This is a genomic window from Parazoarcus sp. PS-13 R2A (genome assembly GCF_057621855.1).
Genome location: NZ_JBYEXN010000008.1, coordinates 88771 through 110984 on the forward strand (window position 1 = coordinate 88771; position 22214 = coordinate 110984).

A 22214-nucleotide genomic window follows, 5' to 3' on the forward strand; every position below is an offset into this window, starting at 1 on the left:
AATAGCCACGCGCAGTGTTCGCGACCACCAAGCTCGTCAATTCAGCGCCACTTCGGTCAGCACACGGTTTCGACCACTGTTCTTGGCGGCATACAGCGCCTTGTCGGCACGCTCGAAAATGCCGTCGAAGCCTTCGTCGTCGTGCCGTGACGCCACGCCGAGCGAAACCGTGAATGGGTCGAGCGCGAGTTTGTCCTGACGCCGGATGAGGCGCAGGCGCTCGACCTTGACCCGTATCGATTCCGCCAGTGCTTGCGCCTCTTCAAGACTTCGTCGCGGCATCAGGATGACGAACTCCTCGCCACCGAAGCGCACCGTCACATCCTCTGCGCAAACCGCGGTCCGCATTACCTTGGCAACATGACGAATCACGACATCGCCGACCGCATGCCCGTAGGTATCGTTGATGCGCTTGAAATGATCGATATCGAGGACGACCACCGAGAGCGGCTCGCGCGCACCGGAAACCGCCATCTCGTCGAGGTGATACTCCATGCCGCGGCGGTTGAGCAGTCCGGTCAGGGGGTCGCTGAGCGCCTCGCGCCGATGGCGCTCGAGCTCGTCGCGCAGCTTTCGCGCTTCCTGGTCGGCGGAGTCGAGACGCGCCTTCAGCGCTGCGTTACTTGAATGCACCTTGGCAGTGGCCGCCAGCAGATCCGCGGCAATCGCGGTTACAGCCTCGCTGTCGTTCCTGCGCTTCAACAGGCTGATGTTGTTTTCCACCGCGGAGTGGAAGCCCGAAGCGTGCTCCCCCGCTTCGCTGATATCGCCGATCAGCCCGTCGACCAGTTCCTGCAGGCTCCCGCCCAGACCGCGCAGGTTGCGGAACTGTTCGATCGCGAGATGCTCGTCGTAGAACTCGCGCATCAGCAAATCGTCGAGCCGCTTGTCCGCCGCCAGATGGGCGTCGATGCGGGCGTTCATCGCGGCGTCGCCCCCCATCCGGTACTCGTAGGCAACGGCGTAGTTGATTGGGCTGGGATGAAGAGCATGAACGATCAGAAACTCGATCACCTCATGAGCGAACACTCGGGCATCGCTATGGGTTACAGCCGGCTGCACCGCAGCGGGTTCGGCACTGACACCACTCATCTGACCACCGGTTGAATACGTCATTCACGGAATTCATGCAAGGAACATTCACAACGCACCAAGGAGGTGCGGTCGTACCTGTCTACATGGCTGCTTCAACGAGTTTAACGCGATGATGATGACAACACCAACCGAAGTCATCAAAAGCCCTAAAACCGCAGGCGCCGCATCGGCAAGCGCCTGCCAGACACCCTGTCTCAGACCCGCTCAGCGATGAAGCGCTTGATCTGCTCGCCGTCGGGCGCCATCACTTCGACGCGCTGAGGCAGTTTCTCGAGCCCCTGCAGATCAGCCGGCACCTCGGGGTCGCGCCCGAGCGCTTCGCGAATGGTTTCGGCAAACTTCACCGGCAGCGCCGTTTCCAGCACCAGCAGGGGCACACCCGCCGGGACTTCGGCTGCGAGTTCGCGCGCCACCTTGACGCCATCGGCGGTGTGGGTGTCGATCATCACGCCGTAGGTTTCGTAGATGCTGCGGATGGTGTCCAGACGGTCGGCGTGACTGCTGCTGCCCGACACAAAGGCAAAGTCGTCCAGACGGGCAAACCACGGCGTGGTGCTGAGATCGAAAGGCCGGCCGGCATCGACCTCTGCCCACAGCTCGGCCACTTTCTTCGGGTCGCGGCCCACGAGATCGAACACGAAGCGCTCGAAGTTGGACGCCTTCGAGATATCCATCGACGGGCTCGAAGTCACGCTGGTCTCGGCGGTCTTGCGCGGGCGATAAACGCCGGTGCGGAAGAACTCGTCGAGCACGTTGTTCTCGTTGGTGGCGAGAATCAGCTTTGCCACCGGCAGGCCCATCTGTCGTGCGATATGACCGGCGCAGATGTTGCCGAAGTTGCCCGAGGGCACGCAGAACGCGACCTGCTCGTCGTTCGACTTCGTGGCCTCGAAGTAGCCCTTGAAGTAATACACGATCTGGGCTGCGACGCGCGCCCAGTTGATCGAATTCACCGCACCGATCTTGTGCTTTGCCTTGAAGGCGTGATCATTGGAGACCGCCTTCACGATGTCCTGCGCGTCATCGAACATGCCGGTAACGGCAATATTGAAGATGTTGTCGTCCTGCAGCGAGTACATCTGCGCACGCTGGAAAGCGCTCATCTTGCCGTGCGGCGACAGCATGAACACCCGCACGCCCTGTTTGCCGCGCATCGCGTATTCGGCCGCAGAGCCAGTGTCGCCCGAAGTCGCACCGAGGATGTTGATGCTCTCCCCGCGCTTGGCCAGCACGTACTCGAACAGGTTGCCGAGCAGCTGCATGGCCATGTCCTTGAAGGCCAGCGTGGGGCCATTCGACAGCTCCAGCAGACCCAGCTTGCCGTCTTCGAGCCAGCGCACGGGCGTGATGTCGGCCGCGTTGTCGCCGGGGCGCACGTGGCAGTACACCGCTGCGGTGTAGGTCTTGTCGCAGATCGCCTTCAGGTCTGCGGCGGGAATGTCGGTGATGAACTTCGACAGAATCGCAAAGGCAAGCTCCGCATAGGACAGCGAGCGCCAGGCGTCGAGCTCTTCCCGGCCGATCAGCGGATAGGACTCCGGCAGGTAGAGACCGCCGTCGGGGGCTAGGCCGCCGAGCAGGATGTCGCAGAATTCCGGATTGGCGGGCTGGCCGGCATGGCCACGGGTGGAGATGTACTTCACGGAACAGTCCTCGGAGTCAGCTGATTCTGCGCACGCCGATCACCGGCGCGCGAATGCGAAGGCGTGAGTTTAACGAAAGTGCGTGGAGATTCGCAGGTTTGTGCATCACGCAGGCACGGTGACAACCGACATCGGTGCCGGTTGCAGGGCCATGAGCGACGCGGCCGACACCCGGACCGCGTTCAGAGACGTTGAAGAAAATCCGTCGCCTCATACCCGTCACGCCACTGCCGCAGCGCGCCGAAACCCGGTCAACGGTGTTTTGCTGGCGCAACATGATCGACCTTTCGCATTAGAATTTCACTTTCACGACGCCCTCCTCCCCAGACTTGACCATGACCCGCCAGCTCTCCGTGCGCCTGACCACGGCCCTGCTCTCCGAGGCTTACCGCAGCGTTCGACACGGCCTCGCGAACGGCTTGTGCACTGCAGCGCAGCCTGCGCCGGGCCGCCCGTGACAACGCCCCTTGCCCCTGACGAAACAGCGAACCCGGGCTGGGCCCTGTTTGACGACAACCTTCCCGACGGCGAGCACCTGTGGCTGACCGACCTGCAGTACACGCTGTGCTGCCGCTCGCCAGGCGAGATCGAATTCACGTTCGGCAAGATCGAGGCTGCGCGCAGGCAAGGCCATTGGGTTGCGGTGGCCGCAGCCTACGAACTGGGTTATGCACTCGAACCCCGGCTGCAGGCCTTGCTCCCGGCCGACGACGCCCCGCTGCTCCGTGCCTGGGTGTTTGCAGAGGGCGAACGCCTGTCACAGGCCGAGAGCCTGGTCCGGATAGAGGAAGGACTGTCGCTCCTCGACGAGCACCTGCAGAGCGCAGGTGTGGCAGCGCTCGAGCGTGGCATCGAACGGGCTGACTACCTGGCGGCTATCGGTCGCATCCGCGAACTGATCCACGCCGGGGACTGCTATCAGGTCAACTTCACCTGGCCGCTCACCGGCACGATCTATGGCTCGCCACTGGCGCTGTACCGGCGCCTGATGGAGGCGCAGCCGGTCGGTCACGGCGGATACATCGCGGATGCCGACGGCGCCATCCTGTCGCGCTCGCCCGAACTCTTCGTCGAGCGCAGCGGCAAACGGCTGAGCTGCCGCCCGATGAAAGGCACGGCGCCGCGCTCGAGCGACCCGAACGCACTGGCGAGCTCGACGAAGGATCGCGCCGAAAACGTGATGATCGTCGACCTCATCCGCAACGACCTTGGTCGCCTCGCGCCCGCAGGTGGCGTCAAGGTCGAATCGCTCTGCACGATCGAACCCTACCCGTCGGTGTGGCAGATGACATCGTCCGTCCATGCGGAGCCGGTCGATGCCGATCTGATCACGGTATTCCGTGCCCTGTTTCCCTGCGGCTCGGTCACCGGTGCGCCGAAGATACGCGCGATGGAGATCATCCGCGAGCTCGAGCGCGAGTCACGCAGCCTGTACTGCGGTGCGCTTGGGTGGGTCGCACCCGATGGCGACTTCAGCTTCAATGTGCCAATCCGGACACTGAACGTGCAACCCGACGGCCGCTTCCGGCTGAACCTCGGGAGCGGCGTGGTGGCGGACTCGGACGCTGAGTCCGAATGGGAAGAATGCCTGCTGAAAGGGCGCTTCCTGACTGCCCTCGGCGCACCCTTCGGCCTCATCGAGACCCTGCGCTGCGAAGTGGGCGCCGTACCCACCTTCCCCCTTCTCGAGGCGCACCTGTCCCGACTGCTGCGCTCATCGCGGCATTTCGGCCACACGTGCGACATCGGTGCGCTGCGGTCGGCCCTGCTGGCCCATGGACGCACGCTGACGCCCGGCATTCACCGGGTCCGGCTGGAGCTCTCGTACGCAGGACGTTTCGTGATCGCCAGTCAGGTGCTGGATGCACCACCCGATACGCCACCGGAAATCGTGCAATGGCCCGAACGGGTCGACAGCACGGACATGCTGCTGAGGTACAAGACGACGGCGCGCGAGACCTATGATCACGCACTGCACGACGTGCTGGGCCGCGGGTATTTCGACGCGGTATTCCTGAACGAACGAAACGAAGTGACCGAGGGCGCACGCAGCACGGTCTTCATCGACACCGGCGACGGGATTCTGCACACACCGCCACTGTCGGCGGGCGTACTGGACGGCGTGCTGCGACGGCAGCTGCTAGAGGACGGGCGCGCAATCGAACGCACGCTGTCGATGGACGACTTGCGCAGCGCCCGCGCAATCTACGTCGGCAACGCCCTGCGTGGATTGCAGCGGGTGACGCTGGCAGCGCCGGCTTGAGCCGGGAGGTCCGGAGCTGCCCCACCGAGCAGCCCCGGGCAGACCTTACTTCTTGCTCTTGCCCTTGGTCACGACAGGCAGGGAATCGAGCACCGCGACCAGCTCTTTTGCCGAACGCTCGCCCAGCAGTTTAAGACCGGCACGCAGCACTTCGGACTTTGTTGCCAGCCGTCCGGCACGTGCCAGCGCGGTACGAATTTTCTTGAGCGCAGCCTGCTCGCTCTTGGGCATCGAGAACGAATCCCGCACCACCTTGCCAGCCTTTTCCTTTTTCGCCTCGACGCTCGCAGCCGGGAGCTTGATGACTGCGGGGCCGGCGACCGACTTCTTCGCACCGCCGGACGTACCGGCCACGGCTTTCGCAGGCGCCACCTTCGCAGCCGATGTTCCAGCGGACTTGAGCTTGGCCGCCTTGGGCTTTGCTGCTGCCGGTTTGGTCGCTACCGGTTTGGTCGCTACCGGTTTGGTCGCTGCCGGCTTGTCCTCTGCTTTCGCGCCGGCTTCGGCCTTGCGCTTTGCAGGCGGCTTTTCTGCAGCGGGCTTCGCCACCGCAGCGCGCGTCGCGACCGCGGCAGGCTTGGCCGGCGCAGGCTTCTTCGCTGCGCTTGCACGACGTCGGACCGGGGCCTTGGAAGTCGCCGTCGCAGCGGGTGCAGCCGCAGCAGCAGACGCGGGAGCCGGCACCGGCTCGGCAGCCGCGACCGGTTTCGCCTCGACCGGCGCTGCCGGCGCAGGCTTCGCTGTCGCGGGCTTGCGCGCACGCGGTGCCCGCGGCGTCACGGGCTTTGCCGCGGGCTTTGCGGCAGGCTTCGCGGCCTGAGCGGACTCGGTCGCAGTCGCTGCAGCCGCAGCCACTTCGGGCAAGCGCCCGGCAACCGAGGCGTCTTCCTGCTTGAGCGTGGCACGCAGTGCCGACTGCGTCTTGATGCGTGTGGTCATTTTGTTTCTCCTGTCAGTTCAAGGACCGCCGCTACGAGACGGTCCACTTCATCACGGGCCGGGCCGGCACTGCGCCCCAGCCGATATACCGACCCGCCTTCGACTGCGCTCTGGGCGTAGGCATTGCGCTGGGCAAGACTCGCAGCCACCACGGGCAAGGTGAATTCGCCAAGCACCTCGAGCACGTCCCCTGCCAGAGCAGTGCGCTGCACCCGGTTCGGCAGCAAGGCCGCGCGCAAGCCCGGACGGCGCGCCATGGTTGCAACCACCAGGCGCTCGACCGCACGCGTCGACCACAGGTCGGTCGGGCTGGGCACAACTGGAATCAGGATGACGTCGGCCAGCTCGAGTGCGGCGAGCGTATGCGCGTGTTCGATGGATGGCGGGCAATCCAGCAGCAGCATGTCCGAGCGGCAGCCGACATTGCCAACCTGCGTTTCGAGTGAGGCCAGATCGCCCTGCATGCTCATCACCGATGCCGGAAAGGGGTCGGCCGGATTCGCCGCGGCAGCCCATCGCGCCGCGCTCTCCTGTGGATCGAGATCGCACAACGAGATCCGGTAACCCGCACCTGCGAGCCCCTCTGCCAACTGCATGGCGACGGTCGTTTTTCCGACGCCGCCTTTTTGCGATAACAGGGCAATGACGCTGCACTGTTTCATTGTTACATCTCCTCTGTTGCCCAATGCGGATGCAGACACATGTCTGCTGCATTTCCGATCCGCATCAAGTAATACTTTATTATTGTCCACTCTGACCCGACTCGTGACAAGCGCGGCGCCCCTTTCATCATTTCAAGCTATTTCGATATCTCTCGCGCTCTGGATATACTCCTCCGACACTTTCAGAGGGGACCCTAAGAATGAAACTCGAAACAATCGCCGTACACGGTGGCTACTCTCCCGATCCGACCACCAAGGCGGTCGCAGTACCGATTTACCAGACAACCTCCTACGCGTTCGACGACACCCAGCATGGCGCCGATCTGTTCGATCTGAAAGTGGCTGGCAACATCTACACCCGCATCATGAACCCTACCACTGCCGTGCTGGAACAGCGCGTCGCAGAAATGGAAGGCGGCATTGCGGGCCTGGCGGTTGCCTCCGGCATGTCGGCGATCACCTACGCAATCCAGACCATTGCCGAAGCCGGTGACAACATCATTTCGGCGGCGACGCTGTATGGCGGCACCTACAACCTCTTCGCGCACACCTTTCCGCAACTCGGTATCGAGGTGCGCTTTGCCGACTATCGCGACCCCGACGCTTTCGCCAAGCTGATCGACGACCGCACCAAGGCCATTTTCTGCGAATCGGTCGGCAACCCGCTGGGCAACGTCACCGACTTCGAGCGCCTCGCCGAGATCGCGCACAAGGCCGGCATCCCGCTGATCGTCGACAACACCGTGCCCTCGCCCTACCTGTGCCGCCCGATCGAGCACGGTGCCGACATCGTCGTGCATTCGCTCACCAAGTACCTTGGCGGTCACGGCACCTCGATCGGCGGCGTCATCGTGGATTCGGGCAAATTCCCCTGGGCCGAGCACAAGACGCGCTTCCGTCGCCTGAACGAACCCGACGTGTCCTATCACGGCGTGGTCTATACCGAAGCGCTCGGCGCTGCAGCCTACATCGGGCGCGCCCGTGTCGTCCCGCTGCGCAACATGGGTGCAGCGATCTCGCCCTTCAACGCCTTCCTGATTCTGCAAGGCATTGAAACGGTTGCGCTGCGCATGGACCGCATCTGCGAGAACGCGCTTGCCGTCGCGAGCTACCTGAAGACACACGCCAAGGTGTCGTGGGTCAACTACGCCGGCCTGCCTGACCATGCCGACCATGGCCTGGTGCAGAAGTACATGGGCGGGCGTGCCTCGGGCATCCTGTCCTTCGGCGTTCAGGGTGGCCTCGAAGGCGGCGGGCGTTTCCAGGACGCGCTCAAGCTGGTCACGCGTCTGGTCAACATCGGCGATGCAAAGTCGCTCGCATGCCACCCGGCGTCCACCACCCACCGCCAGCTCGCGCCCGCTGAAATGGCCAAGGCCGGTGTGTCGCCCGACATGGTTCGGCTGTCGATCGGCATCGAGCATATCGATGACATCCTCGCCGATCTCGAACAGGCGCTCGCTGCAGTCTGATTGAAGTGGTTATCCGTCCGACCGTGTTCATGCACGGCCGGACGCCAAATCACGCGCTGCCGTAGTAGACTCGCGGATTGTTTCGTTTCGCCCCTCGCACGGGCACTCCGTCATGTCGCTCATTCCTCAGGCACGAGATGCCGCACTTGCCGGCGATGCTGCGCGCCGTCGTGCCAGCATCTGTCTCCTCCTCTCGCTGCTGGCCACACCTGCCTCGACCTGGCTGTTCCTCAATCTCGACATGATCTGGCCGCAGATCATGCAGCTCGAAGGCGGCGCCTTCATGCTTGGCGCGACCGTGCTCGGTACCGTGCTCGCACTCACCCCACTGGTGGCCGGCGTCGGCTTTCTGCTTGCCGTCTGGTACGGCGTGGAGAGCGTCTACCTGCCGCGGCAGCGTCCGTCCCCGCTGATCGACAAGGGCATCGTCGCCGGTGGCCTGCTGGTATGGTTCGCTCCTGCGCTGGCTGCGGCAGCTTCGGTCATCATGGGACTGGTTCAGGGCCGCGTCCATTTCACCCGCCCGCCTCGCGATTACTTCCTCGCCACCGACCCGATCGCGTTCTGGGAAGGCATCGGCTTCTGGCTCATCATGGGCACCCTGTTCGGCCTGCTGGCTTGGCGCTACTGGCGCAACAAGCTGCTGAAGAAGGAAGCGGTGTAAGCCTCCTTTCCGGGGCTTCAATCACCCGCAACGGCAAAACTGGGCCGGCGACCTCACGGATGCCGGCCCTTTTGGTTTTCATCGGCGCACGGGTGGTGATGTGCGGCCCTCTCAGCCGGTGCGACACGAAGACGGCTCCTTCACCTGCAGCGCGTCGCCGACTGCGCCAGCCTTCCCGCACCAGCCCTTGCGAAGATGGCCCCGAGCCAGGCATGTGCGCTGACGATCATGATCCCCGCCAGCACGAACGCAGTCCCGACGATGAACCGCAACTCCAGCGCTTCGTCGAGCAACACCGCGCCGAGCGCAACCCCGAATATCGGAGTCAGAAACGAGAACACCCCAAGCCGCGACGCCAGATAGGTTCGCAGCAGCCAGAACCACACCAGAAAGCTGATGAAGGACACGACCAGACACTGGAAGGCGAGGCTGCCGATTGCGACTGCAGATGGATTGAAGCGGGTCTGGCCCGACACCATCGCGGCCGCCAGCAAGACCACAAAGGCGCCGACCAACTGGTAAAGCAGGGTCTGTGAAGACGGCGCCTGCGCGAGTCGGGTGACGCGAATCGAGACCGTCGTCGCGCCCCAGGCGGCACCGCCGAGCAGGGCCAGCAGATCCCCCCAGAGCTGACTTGCGCCAGCGCTGCCCCCAGCGTTCGCGCCCGGCCCGAGAAAGGTCACCGCCACGCCGGAAAACGCCACCGCGATGCCGGTCCATTGCACACGGTCGAGCCGCTCGGCGGGAAGTTTCAAGTGCAGTCCCAGCGCGGCAAAGATCGGCGCGGTGTAGAGCAACACCACGGTGTGCCCCGCAGACGTGTGGCGCAAGGCCTCACCGACAAACAGGTACTCCAGGGCGAAGAGCACCCCGACGAGCGTGCCTGCCCGCAAGGTGCCCGCTGCAAACGTGTCCCGTCGCAACAGACACCAGATGCCGACCAGTACCGCTGCAACGCCCGAGCGCAGTGCAATCTGCAGTGTGGGTGCAATATCCGGAGCGGCCGCTTTCAGGGCGATCTGCTGCATGCTCCAGATCAGGCAGAGCAGAACCATCAGGCCGGTCGCGCGACCATCCAGGGGTTTTCGGTAATCCACGACGTTTTTCCTTTCAGTCAGTGCGTAGCCCGATTATCGATCTGGCGGATCAGCGACATATAGTGAGAAACTGCCAATCACTAGCGACCTTCGGCCAAACACGATGAAAAGATCCGGGCACACCACGCTGATGGAACCTCACGGCGAGCATTTGTCCGCGGCAATCCACTTCCGCGCCGCCGCGCTGCCCGCGAACACGCTCTACCCCGTCCACAAGCACGATGGCGGTGAGTTCGTCTATTCGTTCATGGGCGTCATGGAGATCAAGGCCGCAGACGAACACTTCCTCGCTCCGCCGCAATACGGGATCTGGCTGCCTCCGGACGTTGAGCATGTTGGGCTGAACCGGGACGAGGCCGGCCATTGCTCGCTCTACATCGCCCCCGCACGATGCGACCGCCTGCCCCGTCGCCCCTGCGCGCTGGAGGTGACGCCCCTGATCGTCGCCATGCTCGACCAGCTCAGACTGCACCCCGAAGCCGAGCCCGCAAGCGAAGAGCATGAGCGCTTCCTGCAGGTCCTGGTCGATCAGCTGTCACACGCACGTTGCGCGGGCAGCTACCTGCCGACGTCTGCCGATGCCGCGCTGGATGTCGTGCTCCGCTTTCTGGAGAATCACCCCGACGACAACCGCAGCCTGCCCGAACTGGCAAAACTCGCAAACACGACCGAACGTACCCTGGTCCGCCGGGCCCGGCGAGACCTCGGCATGTCGCTGTTCGAGTGGCGTCAGCGCCTGCGGATTCTCAAGGCCGTGCCCCTGCTCGCCGAGGGACTGAAAGTGGAGACGGTTGCCATTGATCTGGGCTACGCGAGTTCGTCGGCCTTCATCACGATGTTCCGTCGCCTCATGCACCAGACGCCGGCCGAGTTCATCCGGAGCCGAAAGCCCTGACCGCTGCAGGAAACGCAGCCATGCTGCTGCAGCCCGACGCGGTGACCCGCAGCGGGCGCGGTGCCCCGTCGGATCACGTCAGACTCAGTGCCCCAGCCAGCCCTTCCGCAGACGGCGCACCGACGCTGCAGCCTTCTCGTCCACGGCCAGTTTGACCGCGTCACTTGCGGCCGCTGCGAGTTCGACGTCGAAGCACATCAACTCGTCGCGGCGGAAGGCGTGGACTTCGATTGAATCACCCGCCTGATGACGCTCGAGCATGCTGTCGAGGTTGGCAGCGCTGACCTTGAGCCCGTCGATGGCGAGCAGCACATCACCCGCTGACAGCCCGGCGAGCTGAGCCGCGCCGCCGTCATACGCGGTCGCAATCTTCGCTTCGCCCTTTCCGTTTCCACCCGCGAGCTTGATGCCGAGCGTTGGCTTCGCGCCCGGCGCCTCGGGCTGATACGCCACGCCGAAGGGCTTGAGCAGGCGAGCCAGCGGCAGGTCGTCCGTTCCTTCGACCGCCTTGCGCAGCCAGCGCGCCAGCCGTGCGCCACAATCCTTGCCACCGACCTCCTCGACGATGGCAAAGATGCCGTCCTCGGCAACACCGACGCCGGTCTGTCCATGGCGCTGCCACAGCAGCCGCATCACGTCATCCAGGCTGCGCTTGCCGCCGGTCTCGCTGCGCAGCTGCAGGTCGAGCGCGAGTGCGATCAGCGACCCCTTGGCGTAGTAGCTGACGATTGCGTTCGGCGAATTTTCGTCCTGCCGGTAGTACTTGCTCCAGGCCTCGAACGAGGATTCCGCCACGCTCTGCCGATGACGACCTGGACCGCGCAGGACGGCAGAAACCGTCTTGCCCACCAGTCCAAGATAGTCGGCCGGCGAGATCACGCCTGAGCGCACCAGCACGAGATCGTCGTAATAGGACGTGAAGCCCTCGAAGGCCCACAGCAGCCGGGTGTAGTTTTCGACCGCCAGGTCGTAGGGCACGAAGGCGGCGGGCTTGATGCGCTTGACGTTCCAGGTGTGGAAATATTCGTGGCTGCACAGGCCAAGGAAGGTCTTGTAGCCGTCGGGCAGACCGGTCATGCCTTTCCACGGCAGGTCTGCCCGGCTGGCCAGCAGCGCGGTGGATGCGAGGTGTTCCAGCCCGCCGTAGCCGTCGCCGACCAGTTGCGTCAGAAAGACGTAATAGTCCATTGGCGGCGGCGCACCGAAAAGCTCGATCTGGAACTGACAGATGTGTTCGAGATCGGCTGCAAGGCGCTCGGTATCGCAGTCGTGGCGACCGGTGAGCACGATGTCGTGGCGCACCCCGCCCGCCTCGAAACCGGCAAGCGTGAATGTGCCCATCTCGACCGGGTGATCGACCAGTTCGTCGTAATTCTCCGCCCGGTACAGCCCGAACCCGTAAGCGAGCGCCGCGCCGATTTCGCCACGCGCACGCGGCAGCGCGGTCGCCACTTTCCAGTCGCGATAGGCCATGCCTTCCGGACTCTCGATCTCGACCAGACAGGGCCGGTCGGTGCGCCCCTCCACCGCAAGAAACACGCTGGTGCCGTTGAAGAAGCCGTGCGTCTGGTCAAGATGCGCCGCACGCACCGACAGATCCCATGCATACACTTCGTAGAACACCGTCAGCGGCTTTCCTGCAACCAGCCCGGTAACGAGCCAGGTGTGCTTGTCGAGCTTCTCGACCTTCGCAGCCTTTCCTCCCGACTCGGCACGCAGGCTCACGACGTGGCGCGCGAACTCGCGAATCATGTAGCTGCCCGGAATCCAGGCCGGCAGGCTGAAACGCTGGCCTGCGGGGTCCGGATCACTGACCGTGCAGCGCAGCTCGAACACATGGGCTTCAGGACGCGAGGGGCGGATGAAATAGCGGATCGGGGCAGTCATGGGCAGGACGGGCGACAGCAGCCTGAAAACGGAGAAGTCACGATTTTAGGCGCTTTGCGAGGAGCTGCCTATTTATTGTGCAGCACGCAAAAGTCCTGTTGCTTCAAGGCGTTTGAACGCTCCCTCACACCTTGTCCACAGCTTCGCCCACGGCCTTCGGGGATAAACCCGATGGGTCGGACCTGTTTTCCACACCCCACGCGGAAAATTCGTGCGGATCGCCACCAAAAACACTGGACAAACGTCGAAGCTCGCCGGAAAACAGGTCTGAGCGCCGCTTCTCCCGGACTTGCCTCATTTTTAGGCAGACAATGAAATCCCTTTCGATTCAAGGAGGTTTCGGCTTCCCTCACACCTTGTCCACAGCTTCACCCACGTCGCACGGGGATAAACAGGACTGATCGAACACACAATCCACAGGCCGCGCAGAAAATACGTAGAAACCGCAGCAGAAAACAGTGGACAGATCGCAGACAAGGCCCGGAAACGGTCTTGAAACCACCATTTCATGGGACTGCCTCATTTTTAGGCGAGCCTCGAAAAGCCTGTTGATTCAAGGCCGTTGCGGACTCCCCCACACCTTGTCCACAGCTTCATTCACCTTAGTCGTGGATAAACACAGTTGATCAAAAAAAGGTCGGCATCGATTCCTGCCTGCGCGGCACCGGTCGTCTCTCCGAAACCCGTGCGATGACATCCCGGCCCGCCTTCATCCGACCAGCGCTTTGTTGGTGCAGCGCGCTTGGCAGATAATCCGGCACGGAATTTCACAAAGGTACAGATCGATGCCCCCATTCAAAGCCGTCTTCCTGGACATCACCCCGCTCGACCAGAACGATCTCGACCTGACTTCGCTGCGGGAAGCATTTTCTGGCTTTGAGGCCTACGAGCACACCCCGGCTGAGCAGGTGATCAGCCGACTGCAGGGGGCACAGGTCGCGATCGTCAACAAGGTCAATCTGACGGCTGAAGTGCTTGCAGCCTGCACGCAGCTTGAACTGGTGCTGGTTTCCGCGACCGGTCTGAACAACGTGGATCTGGACGCGGCGAAGGCACGCGGGATTGCCGTGTTCAACTGTCAGGGCTACGGCACCGCCACCGTTGCGCAACACACGCTGATGCTGTTGCTGGCGCTGGCGACCCGGCTACCGGATTATCAGGCTGCGGTGAAAGCGGGCCGCTGGCAGCAGGCAAAGCATTTCTGTCTGCTCGATTTTCCGATTGTCGAACTGGCGGGCAAGACCCTTGGCGTGCTTGGCCAGGGCGAGCTCGGCGGCGCAGTAACGCGACTGGCCGAGGCACTGGGCATGCGCGTGGTGGTCGGCAATCTTCCTGGGCGTCCGCCGAAGGCGGATCGTCTGTTCCTGGATGCCTTGCTGCCCGAAGTCGATGCGCTCACGCTGCACTGCCCGCTCACCGAGCAAACCCGCAATCTGATCGGCGCACGCGAGCTCGCACTGATGAAACCCGGCGCCTTCCTGATCAATACTGCGCGTGGCGGACTGGTTGAAGAGCAGGCGCTGGCCGATGCGCTGCGACGCGGACATCTCGGCGGCGCCGCAACCGACGTGCTGATTCAGGAGCCCCCGGTCGCTGGCAACCCCCTGCTGGCCGACGACGTACCACGCCTGATCGTCACGCCACACAGCGCCTGGGGCAGCCGCGAGGCACGTCAGCGCATCGTCGATCAGCTGGTCGAAAACACGCACGCGTTCAGGTCGGGGAACGCGCTGCGTCGGGTTGCGTGAGACGGATACGGCCTCGCTGAGCAGGATGGTGCGCGCGGGTCCGGCGGCCCGCGCCACACGGAACCATGTGGATTGCCGTTACGACTGTATTTATTTACAGTCCACACATGATCCCGCGCTTTGCCGAACTCCATTGCCTGTCCAACTTCAGCTTCCAGCGTGGCGCTTCGCATCCCGAAGAACTGGCCACGCAGGCGGCGGCCTTCGGTTATGAGGCGCTTGCCATCACCGATGAATGTTCGCTGGCGGGGGTTGTCCGGGCGCATCGCTGCATTCGCGAACATGCGCTGCCAGTGCGGCTCATCATCGGCAGCGAGATCCGGCTTGAGGATGGCCCGGCGCTGGTGCTCCTGGCCTGCACGCGCAAGGGATACGGTCAGCTCTCGCGGCTGATCACCCGCGGCCGCCGCGCCGCCGACAAGGGGCATTACCGGCTGCTGCGCAGCGATCTCGAACACGGGCTGGACGATTGCCTGGCCGTGCTGCTGTCACCCGACCTGCCCGACGAAAGCACCGAGGCCGCCGCCCACTGGCTCGCCAGGTGGTTTCCCGGTGCAGCCTGGATGGCCTTCATGCAGACGCTCGACGGCCGCGACGCCACCCGTCTGACGCAACTGCGCCTGATCGGCGCACGCACCGGCCTGCGCCTCATCGCCAGCACCGGCGCGCTGATGCACGACGCCAGCCGCCGCCCGCTGGCCGATGTACTCACAGCGACGCGCCGGCTCACCACCGTGGCCGATGCCGGGCTTGCGCTCGCCGCCAATGCCGAGCGCCGGTTGCAGGCGCGTGAAGTGCTCGGGCGCCGCTTTCCACCCGATCTGCTGGCCGAAACCCTGGTACTCGCCGAACGCTGCAGTTTCACGCTCGACGAATTGCGCTACGAGTATCCGGAAGAGCTCGTCCCAGTGAGCGAAACGCCCGCCTCCTGGCTGCGCAAGCTGGTCGAAGCGGGGCTGCGCTGGCGCTACCGCAAGGCAGCCTCGGCCGAACACGCCCTCGCCTGCACAGCCAATGCAGAAGACGACCCGGCGCCCGCCAGGGTTCGTCACCAGATCGAGACCGAACTCGCCCTGATCGGCGAGCTCGCCTATGAGGCGTATTTCCTCACCGTGCACGACATCGTCCGCTTTGCCCGCAGTGCCGGCATCCTGTGCCAGGGGCGCGGCTCCGCTGCCAACTCGGTGGTGTGCTGGGCGCTGGGCATTACCGAAGTTGACCCTTCGCTCGGCATCATGCTGGTCGAACGCTTCATCTCGCGCGAGCGCCAGGAACCGCCCGACATCGACGTCGACTTCGAGCACTCGCGCCGCGAAGAGGTCATCCAGTACATCTATCGCAAGTACGGCCGTGAGCGTGCCGCGCTGGCCGGCACCGTCATCAGCTACCGCTCGCGCAGCGCGCTGCGCGATGTGGGTCGGGCGCTGGGTTTCGAAGCCGCACAGATCGAGCGCCTGACCCGCGACCGCTACTGGTTCGACGACGGACAGATCATTCCCGAGCGGGTCCGCGAGGCCGGCTTCGATCCCGACAGCCCGCAGCTCATCCAGCTGCTGTCGCTCACCCACGCCCTGATCGGCTTTCCGCGCCACCTGTCGCAGCACGTCGGCGGCTTCGTGATTGCGCGCGGCCGGCTCGATGAGCTGGTCCCGATCGAAAACGCCGCCATGCCCGACCGCACCGTGCTGCAGTGGGACAAGGACGATCTCGACACCCTCGGCCTGCTCAAGGTCGACGTGCTCGCGCTCGGCATGCTCTCCGCACTGCGCCGTGCGCTCGACATGGTATCGACTTGGCGTGGCACCCCGCTCAGCCTGGCCAGCATTCCGCGCGAGGAGGAAGCGGTGTACGCCATGCTGTCGCGCGCCGACACCATTGGCGTGTTCCAGATCGAATCCCGCGCGCAGATGACCATGCTGCCACGGCTCAAGCCGACGCGTTTCTACGACCTGGTGGTCGAGGTCGCCATCGTGCGCCCGGGCCCGATCCAGGGCGGCATGGTTCATCCCTATCTCGAAGCGCGCACACGCAAGGCCCGCGGCGAAGACCCGATGGCCGGTCTGCGGCATGAGATCCGCGCCGTGCTGGAACGCACGCTGGGGGTGCCGATCTTTCAGGAGCAGGTGATGCAGCTCGCGGTGGCGGCGGCCGGCTTCACCGGCGGCGAGGCTGATCAGCTGCGCCGCTCGATGGGCGCATGGCGGCGCAAGGGCGAACTCGAGCGTTACCGCAACAAGCTGCTGCAAGGCATGGCCGCCAACGGCTACGAAGCCGAATTTGCCGAACGCCTGTGCAAGCAGATCGAAGGCTTCGGCAGCTATGGTTTTCCGGAATCCCATGCGGCCAGCTTCGCCTTGCTGGTCTATGCCTCGGCCTGGCTCAAATGCTTCGAACCCGCAGCCTTCCTGTGTGCCCTGCTCAACAGCCAACCGATGGGCTTCTATTCGCCCTCGCAACTGATCCAGGACGCACGCCGCCATCAGGTCGAGGTCCGCAGCGCGGACGTCAATGCCAGCGACAGGGAATGCACACTGGAGGCGATTGACGATGAAGCAGCCGGTCCTGATCGTGCACACACGAACCCTGCCGTGCGTCTGGGCCTGTGCATGATCCGCGGGCTCGGCACCGAGACCGCTACCCGCATTGCCACCTCCCGTGCCACACGGCCCTTTGCCGACGTGGCCGACCTCGCCACGCGCGCCGGCCTGGATGCCGCCACCCTGCAACGCCTGGCCGCGGCCGACGCTCTCAAATCACTGGCCGGCAACCGCCGCCAGGCCTTGTGGCAGGCCACCGGCAACAGCCCGCTGCCCGGCATGCTCAAAGGCGCAGCCGGCTACGAAACCGCACTACGCTTCGCCCCGCCCTCGGAAGCAGAGGATCTGCGTGCCGACTACAACAAACTCGGTTTCACCCTAGGCAGCCACCCGCTGAGCCTGTTGCGCACAACCCTGCGTGGCATGCGCTTTCTGGACGCCACCGAGATCATGCACTGCCCCGACCGCATGCTCGCCCGCGCCGCCGGCATCGTGACCTGCCGCCAGCGCCCCGGCACCGCCAATGGCACGATGTTCATCACCCTGGAAGACGAAGCCGGCCTCATCAACATCATCGTTCGCCCCGAGCTGGTCGAACGTCAGCGCCGGCAGCTTCTGGGAGCGAAGCTGCTGGGGGTGTACGGACAGATCAGCCGCCAGGGCCAGGTGGTGCACCTCATCGCCGGCCGCGTGGTCGACCACTCCGCCCTGCTCGGCGAGCTCGAGACCCACAGCAGGGACTTCCATTGAGGCAGCCCCGGGGGGCTCCGCGCCGCATCCATGACGTTGGACGCGGCTCCGGATCTGCGCCAGAGTTCACCCTTTGCACACAACAGGGACAACAGTGAACTCGGAAACGCAGGCTCGAACCGATGCGGACTTCATCATTGTCGGCGCGGGCATTGCCGGTGCCTCGATCGGATACTGGCTGGCGCCCTTCGGCCGCGTCCTCATCCTCGAACGCGAATCGCAGCCCGGCTATCACGCCACCGGACGCTCCGCCGCGATCTTCGTGCCAAGTTACGGAAACGCTCAGGTGCGGGCACTCACCCGCGCAAGCCTGTCCTTCATGCAGTCGCCCCCTGCAGGCTTCACCGGCCACCCCTTGCTGAGCCCGCGCGGGGTGCTGGTCGTGGCCACACCGGACCAGTTGCCACACCTCGATGACTTCTGGCGCGAGCTGCAGGCCACCTCATCCACGGCCCGCCGTCTGTCTGCGGCCGAGGCCTGCGCCATGGTGCCGGCCCTGCGTCCGTCGCAGGTCGCGGCTGCGGTGTATGAAGAGGGCGCCTTCGATATCGACGTCAACGCATTGCATCAGGGCTTTCTCAAGGGGGTACGCCACGCCGGCGGTCAGGTCGTGTGCGACGCCGAGCTCAGCGCCGTCGAGCGCAGCGGCGAGGTCTGGACCCTTAGCGCCGGCACACGCACGTGGACGGCACCGGTGCTGATCGATGCCGCCGGCGCCTGGGCCGACATCGTCGCCGGGCTGGCGGGTGTCGCACCGCTGGGGCTGATACCCAAGCGGCGCACGGCCTGCATCCTGCCCGCACCCGCCGACATGCCCACCGCACACTGGCCGATGGTGCTCGGCGCAGCGGAGGACTGGTACATCAAGCCCGATGCAGGCGCCTTGCTCGCCTCACCCGCAAATGCCGACCCGGTGCCGCCGCAGGATGTACAGCCCGAAGAGCTGGATATTGCCCTGGCGATGTACCGCGTCGAAGAGATGACCACGCTGGACGCAAGCCGCCCGCGAACCCCGTGGGCCGGCCTGCGCACTTTCGCTTCCGACTGCGGGCTGGTCGGCGGTTTCGATGATCGGGTGCCCGGCTTCTTCTGGGTGGCCGCACAGGGTGGCTACGGCATCCAGACCGCCGCTGCAATGGGTGAAGCCTGCGCAGCGCTGGTGCGACAGCTGCCGCTGCCGGCCCACATTGCGACCGAAGGGATCAGCGAGGCCGCGCTCGGACTTGCCCGCATCCGCAACGCGCAGTAAGTGCCCCTCACGCTACCGGGCGCACTGCCGCCCGCAGCGCGCACGCTCACCAGCGGGCTGGCATCAAGCACCCGCCGCCAGTTGATCGATCCGCCCTTGCAGATGATGGCGCAGCAACTGCACCGCAGGGCCGATCTGGCGCCGGCTGGCACACAGCAGGTTGAGCGGGCTGGACTCCCCCGACCATGCAGTACACAGCGCCACCAGGCGCCCATCGCGCAGGTCCTGCTCGGTGTCGAGCCGCGATTTGTAGGCGATCCCATGCCCGGCCACGGCCCAGCGCCTCACCGTCTCGCCATCGTCGGCGATGCGGTTGCCCCTGACGTTGACCAGGCTCTCTTCGCCATCACGTGAAAAGCGCCAGCGATCGTGCACCTGATCGCTGAGCATGAAGCACAGGCAGTTGTGGCGAACGAGATCGGCAGGCGTCTCGGGCCTGCCATGACGTTCGAGATAGGCCGGCGATGCGCACAACACCCGCCGGTTGCCGGGCGCGAGGGGCAAGGCCACCATCCTCGAGTCCGGCGGATTGCCGTAGCGGATCGCGATATCCACCGGCTGCTGGAACACATCCGCAACCCGGTCCGACACCTGCACCCGCAACTGCAGGCGCGGATAGTCCGCAACAAACTCGTCCAGCCACGGCAACAGCAGACGCCGCCCGATGTCTGACGGGATGGATAGCTGCAGGCTGCCACTGAGTTCGAGTTGTCCGGCCGTTGCCGCGCGTCTGCCCTGATCAAGCAACTCCAGCGCCTGCAGACAATGCTGCAGATAGGCTTCCCCCTCCTGCGACAGTCGCTGACTCCTTGTGGAGCGCACAAAGAGCCGCACGCCGAGATCGGTTTCGAGCCGTTTAAGCGAGGCGCTTGCCGCAGCCGGGGTGATGTCCATCATGCGCGCCGCGGCGCTGAGGCTGCCGCCCTGAACGGTACGGACGAAGATTTCGAGATCCTTGAGCGCAATCATTATCAAATCTTGTTTGAAATACCTTCTTCATTATCGGCGTTTTTCCGCGCAATGAAGTCGTGCATCATCCAGGCATTCGCAACGCACCGATCACGAAGAAGGAATCAGCATGAAAGCCATCGCCTATCAGAACGCCCACCCGATCACCGATGAAAACGGCCTGCAGGATGTCGTCCTGCCCGAACCCGTTGCCACCGGTCGCGATCTGCTGGTCGAGGTCAAGGCCATTTCGGTCAATCCGGTGGATACCAAGGTCCGGGCCAACGCCAGCGCAGAGGCCGGTGGATGGAAAGTGCTGGGCTGGGATGCCACCGGGGTTGTGCGTGCAACAGGTCCTGACGTAACGCAGTTCAAGGTCGGTGACCGCGTCTGGTACGCTGGCGACATCACCCGTCCGGGCACCAATGCCGAACTCCACCTGGTGGACGAGCGCATCGTCGGTCACATGCCCGCATCGCTCGATTTCGCGCAGGCCGCGGCCCTGCCGCTGACCTCGATCACGGCGTGGGAGATGCTTTTCGACCGTCTGCGCCTGAAGGCCGACACCACGCCGACCAACGAGCGTCTGCTGATCATTGGCGCGTCTGGCGGCGTCGGTTCGATCATGACCCAGCTCGCCCGTCGTCTCACCGGCGCCACGGTGATCGGCACCGCATCGCGGCCCGAGACCGAGGCCTGGGTACGCGAACTGGGCGCGCATCACGTCATCAATCACACCCGTCCGCTCGCCGAAGAGCTCAAGCGCATCGGCATTGACCAGGTGACCCACGTCGTCAGCCTGACCAAGACCGACCAGCATTTCCCGCACATCGTCGAAGCCATCGCGCCGCAGGGCAAGTTCGGTCTCATCGACGACCCTGAACCCATCGACGTCCGCCTGCTCAAGCGCAAGAGCGTGTCGCTGCACTGGGAACTGATGTTTACGCGCTCGATGTTCGGCACCGAGGACATGATCGCCCAGCACCGCCTGCTCGACGAAATGGCCCGCCTGGTCGACGCCGGCACGATCCGCAGCACGGCCGCCGAACACTTCGGCAGCATCAACGCCGCCAACCTGAAACGGGCACATGCGCTGCTCGAGTCCGGCAAGGCGCGTGGAAAGATCGTGCTCGAGGGCTTCAGCGGCTAAACGAGGGCCCGAACGCGGGCCTGACCGGCTCGACGGTTCGGCGGATCGACGGGTGCAAAGCATCGATCTGGCACTCATCATGCTTTCCGGGTCACGGGAGGGGTGCAGGCGTCTGCGCCCTCGCGACCAAATGGAGCGCATCATGCAGGCACTTGCCAGCCGTACCGACAAGCACGGAAACCCTGTCCAGATCGGCGATGAGGTTCGCATTCTCAGCATCAGCATGGATTCCGACATCGACGACGATGAACGCGAGATGTTCGAATTCATGCTGGGCGCGATCTGCGAGATCGAACGCTTCGATGCAGACGGCCGCGCCTGGGTGTCGATGTGGTGGAGCACCGGCGAGGGCAACGCCACAACCAGTGTCGGACTCGCGACACACGAAATGGAGCGGGTCACCAGCCACTGCCCCAAACCGTCCGCCTGAAGCGGGGGCTCAGCCGGCCCGTCCTGCTCCGCCGGGCAGGATCAGACCATGACGCCGAACAGGGCACCGACCCCGGCGGTCAGCGCCATGGCGAGTGCGCCCCAGAAACCGACGCGGATGACTGAGGTGAGAACCGGCGCCCCGCCCGCATTGGCCGCAAGCGCCCCGAGCAGGGCAAGGAAAAGAAGCGAACTGCCTGATACCGACCACATCAGCGCCGACACCGGCACCAGCAACACCACGAGCAGCGGCAGCGCCGCCCCGACCGAGAACGCTGCGGCCGAAGACAGCGCAGCCTGAACCGGCCGCGCCGTGACCGTATCCGAGATGCCGAGTTCGTCGCGTGCGTGGGCGCCGAGCGCATCATGGGTCATCAGCTGGGCGGCGACCTGCCCCGCAAGTTCGCGGTCGAGCCCGCGCCCGACGTAGATGGAGGTCAGCTCCATCAGCTCGTGCTCGGGGTCAGCGAGGAGCTCCCTGCGCTCACGCTCGATGTCGGCCCGTTCGGTGTCGGACTGCGAGCTCACCGAAACGTATTCACCTGCGGCCATCGACATCGCCCCGGCGACCATGCCGGCCACACCTGCAATCAGGATGCTGGAGGAGGACGCCTCTGCCGCTGCCACGCCAAGGATGAGACTGGAGGTGGACACGATGCCGTCGTTGGCACCGAGCACCGCCGCTCGAAGCCAGCCGATGCGTTGGGTGTGATGCTTCTCTACATGTCGCATGCGGGTCGCTCCACGCACGGCATGGACCGCATGCCGTCAGAAAAAGTGGCGCCA

The 22214-nt window shown here is 64.6% G+C and carries 18 protein-coding genes; 10 read left to right on the forward strand and 8 right to left on the reverse strand.

The features are described 5' to 3' along the window. Positions 1 to 36: 36 nt before the first annotated feature. Positions 37 to 1116, reverse strand: a complete 1080-nt coding sequence (locus AC22G6_RS09510) for a GGDEF domain-containing protein (RefSeq protein WP_487366588.1) — start codon at positions 1114 to 1116, stop codon at positions 37 to 39. Between the two features lie 173 nt (positions 1117 to 1289). Continuing rightward, on the reverse strand, positions 1290 to 2738 hold the full coding sequence (gene thrC, locus AC22G6_RS09515; RefSeq protein WP_487366589.1) for a threonine synthase: 1449 nt from the start codon (positions 2736 to 2738) through the stop codon (positions 1290 to 1292). A 335-nt stretch (positions 2739 to 3073) separates the two neighbouring features. Between thrC and AC22G6_RS09520 the strand changes: the two genes are divergently transcribed. Continuing rightward, the gene (locus AC22G6_RS09520; RefSeq protein ID WP_487366590.1) at positions 3074 to 3196 is read left to right on the forward strand and encodes a hypothetical protein; all 123 of its coding nucleotides are present in this window, start codon (positions 3074 to 3076) and stop codon (positions 3194 to 3196) included. Further along, positions 3193 to 5001, forward strand: coding sequence for an aminodeoxychorismate synthase component I (gene pabB / locus AC22G6_RS09525; RefSeq protein WP_487366591.1), 1809 nt, complete (start codon positions 3193 to 3195; stop codon positions 4999 to 5001). Before AC22G6_RS09520 ends, pabB begins: the two co-directional genes overlap by 4 nt. A 45-nt stretch (positions 5002 to 5046) precedes the next feature. Here the strand turns inward: pabB and AC22G6_RS09530 are convergent, their stop codons facing one another. Together AC22G6_RS09530 and parA are read right to left on the reverse strand one after the other, a co-directional pair. Further along, positions 5047 to 5940, reverse strand: a complete 894-nt coding sequence (locus AC22G6_RS09530; RefSeq protein WP_487366592.1) for a hypothetical protein — start codon at positions 5938 to 5940, stop codon at positions 5047 to 5049. After that, positions 5937 to 6602 (reverse strand): ParA family partition ATPase, encoded by a 666-nt coding sequence (gene parA / locus AC22G6_RS09535; protein ID WP_487366593.1) that lies wholly within the window; start codon positions 6600 to 6602, stop codon positions 5937 to 5939. The genes AC22G6_RS09530 and parA overlap by 4 nt, the downstream gene beginning before the upstream one ends. 200 nt (positions 6603 to 6802) lie before the next feature. Here parA and AC22G6_RS09540 point away from each other — a divergent pair, with 200 nt between their 5' ends. Next, on the forward strand, positions 6803 to 8074 hold the full coding sequence (locus tag AC22G6_RS09540; RefSeq protein WP_487366594.1) for an O-acetylhomoserine aminocarboxypropyltransferase/cysteine synthase family protein: 1272 nt from the start codon (positions 6803 to 6805) through the stop codon (positions 8072 to 8074). Between the two features lie 112 nt (positions 8075 to 8186). Continuing rightward, positions 8187 to 8738 carry a hypothetical protein gene (locus AC22G6_RS09545; protein ID WP_487366595.1) on the forward strand — a complete coding sequence of 184 codons (552 nt, stop codon included), beginning with the start codon at positions 8187 to 8189 and terminating at the stop codon, positions 8736 to 8738. A gap of 140 nt (positions 8739 to 8878) precedes the next feature. Here AC22G6_RS09545 and AC22G6_RS09550 read toward each other — a convergent pair whose 3' ends face one another. Next, complete coding sequence (locus AC22G6_RS09550) at positions 8879 to 9835, reverse strand: DMT family transporter (RefSeq protein WP_487366596.1); 957 nt, start codon at positions 9833 to 9835, stop codon at positions 8879 to 8881. A gap of 103 nt (positions 9836 to 9938) precedes the next feature. Between AC22G6_RS09550 and AC22G6_RS09555 the strand changes: the two genes are divergently transcribed. Continuing rightward, the gene (locus AC22G6_RS09555; protein WP_487366597.1) at positions 9939 to 10730 is read left to right on the forward strand and encodes an AraC family transcriptional regulator; all 792 of its coding nucleotides are present in this window, start codon (positions 9939 to 9941) and stop codon (positions 10728 to 10730) included. Between the two features lie 84 nt (positions 10731 to 10814). On the opposite strand, the gene AC22G6_RS09560 is transcribed toward AC22G6_RS09555, so the two are convergent. Then, positions 10815 to 12617, reverse strand: coding sequence for a M61 family metallopeptidase (locus tag AC22G6_RS09560; RefSeq protein ID WP_487366598.1), 1803 nt, complete (start codon positions 12615 to 12617; stop codon positions 10815 to 10817). Between the two features lie 785 nt (positions 12618 to 13402). Between AC22G6_RS09560 and AC22G6_RS09565 the strand changes: the two genes are divergently transcribed. The 3 genes from AC22G6_RS09565 (at position 13403) to AC22G6_RS09575 (ending at position 18901) form a co-directional block, all read left to right on the forward strand. Next, positions 13403 to 14365 carry a 2-hydroxyacid dehydrogenase gene (locus AC22G6_RS09565; RefSeq protein WP_487366599.1) on the forward strand — a complete coding sequence of 321 codons (963 nt, stop codon included), beginning with the start codon at positions 13403 to 13405 and terminating at the stop codon, positions 14363 to 14365. A gap of 107 nt (positions 14366 to 14472) precedes the next feature. Further along, positions 14473 to 17652 (forward strand): error-prone DNA polymerase, encoded by a 3180-nt coding sequence (locus AC22G6_RS09570; RefSeq protein WP_487366600.1) that lies wholly within the window; start codon positions 14473 to 14475, stop codon positions 17650 to 17652. 94 nt (positions 17653 to 17746) lie between these two features. After that, positions 17747 to 18901: an NAD(P)/FAD-dependent oxidoreductase gene (locus AC22G6_RS09575; protein WP_487366601.1), complete on the forward strand. Its 1155-nt coding sequence runs from the start codon at positions 17747 to 17749 to the stop codon at positions 18899 to 18901. Between the two features lie 63 nt (positions 18902 to 18964). Here AC22G6_RS09575 and AC22G6_RS09580 read toward each other — a convergent pair whose 3' ends face one another. Continuing rightward, entirely contained in the window at positions 18965 to 19870 is a 906-nt protein-coding gene (locus tag AC22G6_RS09580) for a LysR family transcriptional regulator (RefSeq protein WP_487366602.1), read from the reverse strand. Positions 19871 to 19979: 109 nt separating this feature from the next. Between AC22G6_RS09580 and AC22G6_RS09585 the strand changes: the two genes are divergently transcribed. After that, the gene (locus AC22G6_RS09585) at positions 19980 to 20999 is read left to right on the forward strand and encodes a zinc-binding alcohol dehydrogenase family protein (RefSeq protein ID WP_487366603.1); all 1020 of its coding nucleotides are present in this window, start codon (positions 19980 to 19982) and stop codon (positions 20997 to 20999) included. A 142-nt stretch (positions 21000 to 21141) separates the two neighbouring features. Continuing rightward, positions 21142 to 21429, forward strand: coding sequence for a hypothetical protein (locus AC22G6_RS09590; RefSeq protein ID WP_159098210.1), 288 nt, complete (start codon positions 21142 to 21144; stop codon positions 21427 to 21429). A gap of 41 nt (positions 21430 to 21470) precedes the next feature. Here AC22G6_RS09590 and AC22G6_RS09595 read toward each other — a convergent pair whose 3' ends face one another. Further along, on the reverse strand, positions 21471 to 22160 hold the full coding sequence (locus AC22G6_RS09595; protein WP_108948511.1) for a VIT1/CCC1 transporter family protein: 690 nt from the start codon (positions 22158 to 22160) through the stop codon (positions 21471 to 21473). Between the last annotated feature and the right edge of the window lie 54 nt (positions 22161 to 22214).

Bases quoted from the DNA above. Each gene is read 5' to 3' on its own strand.
- AC22G6_RS09510 (WP_487366588.1), bottom strand. From the start codon at position 1,116: ATGACGTATTCAACCGGTGGTCAGATGAGTGGTGTCAGTGCCGAACCC.
- AC22G6_RS09520 (WP_487366590.1), top strand. From the start codon at position 3,074: ATGACCCGCCAGCTCTCCGTGCGCCTGACCACGGCCCTGCTCTCCGAG.
- AC22G6_RS09530 (WP_487366592.1), bottom strand. From the start codon at position 5,940: ATGACCACACGCATCAAGACGCAGTCGGCACTGCGTGCCACGCTCAAG.
- parA (WP_487366593.1), bottom strand. From the start codon at position 6,602: ATGAAACAGTGCAGCGTCATTGCCCTGTTATCGCAAAAAGGCGGCGTC.
- AC22G6_RS09540 (WP_487366594.1), top strand. From the start codon at position 6,803: ATGAAACTCGAAACAATCGCCGTACACGGTGGCTACTCTCCCGATCCG.
- AC22G6_RS09545 (WP_487366595.1), top strand. From the start codon at position 8,187: ATGTCGCTCATTCCTCAGGCACGAGATGCCGCACTTGCCGGCGATGCT.
- AC22G6_RS09555 (WP_487366597.1), top strand. From the start codon at position 9,939: ATGAAAAGATCCGGGCACACCACGCTGATGGAACCTCACGGCGAGCAT.
- AC22G6_RS09560 (WP_487366598.1), bottom strand. From the start codon at position 12,617: ATGACTGCCCCGATCCGCTATTTCATCCGCCCCTCGCGTCCTGAAGCC.
- AC22G6_RS09565 (WP_487366599.1), top strand. From the start codon at position 13,403: ATGCCCCCATTCAAAGCCGTCTTCCTGGACATCACCCCGCTCGACCAG.
- AC22G6_RS09570 (WP_487366600.1), top strand. From the start codon at position 14,473: ATGATCCCGCGCTTTGCCGAACTCCATTGCCTGTCCAACTTCAGCTTC.
- AC22G6_RS09580 (WP_487366602.1), bottom strand. From the start codon at position 19,870: ATGATTGCGCTCAAGGATCTCGAAATCTTCGTCCGTACCGTTCAGGGC.
- AC22G6_RS09585 (WP_487366603.1), top strand. From the start codon at position 19,980: ATGAAAGCCATCGCCTATCAGAACGCCCACCCGATCACCGATGAAAAC.
- AC22G6_RS09590 (WP_159098210.1), top strand. From the start codon at position 21,142: ATGCAGGCACTTGCCAGCCGTACCGACAAGCACGGAAACCCTGTCCAG.
- AC22G6_RS09595 (WP_108948511.1), bottom strand. From the start codon at position 22,160: ATGCGACATGTAGAGAAGCATCACACCCAACGCATCGGCTGGCTTCGA.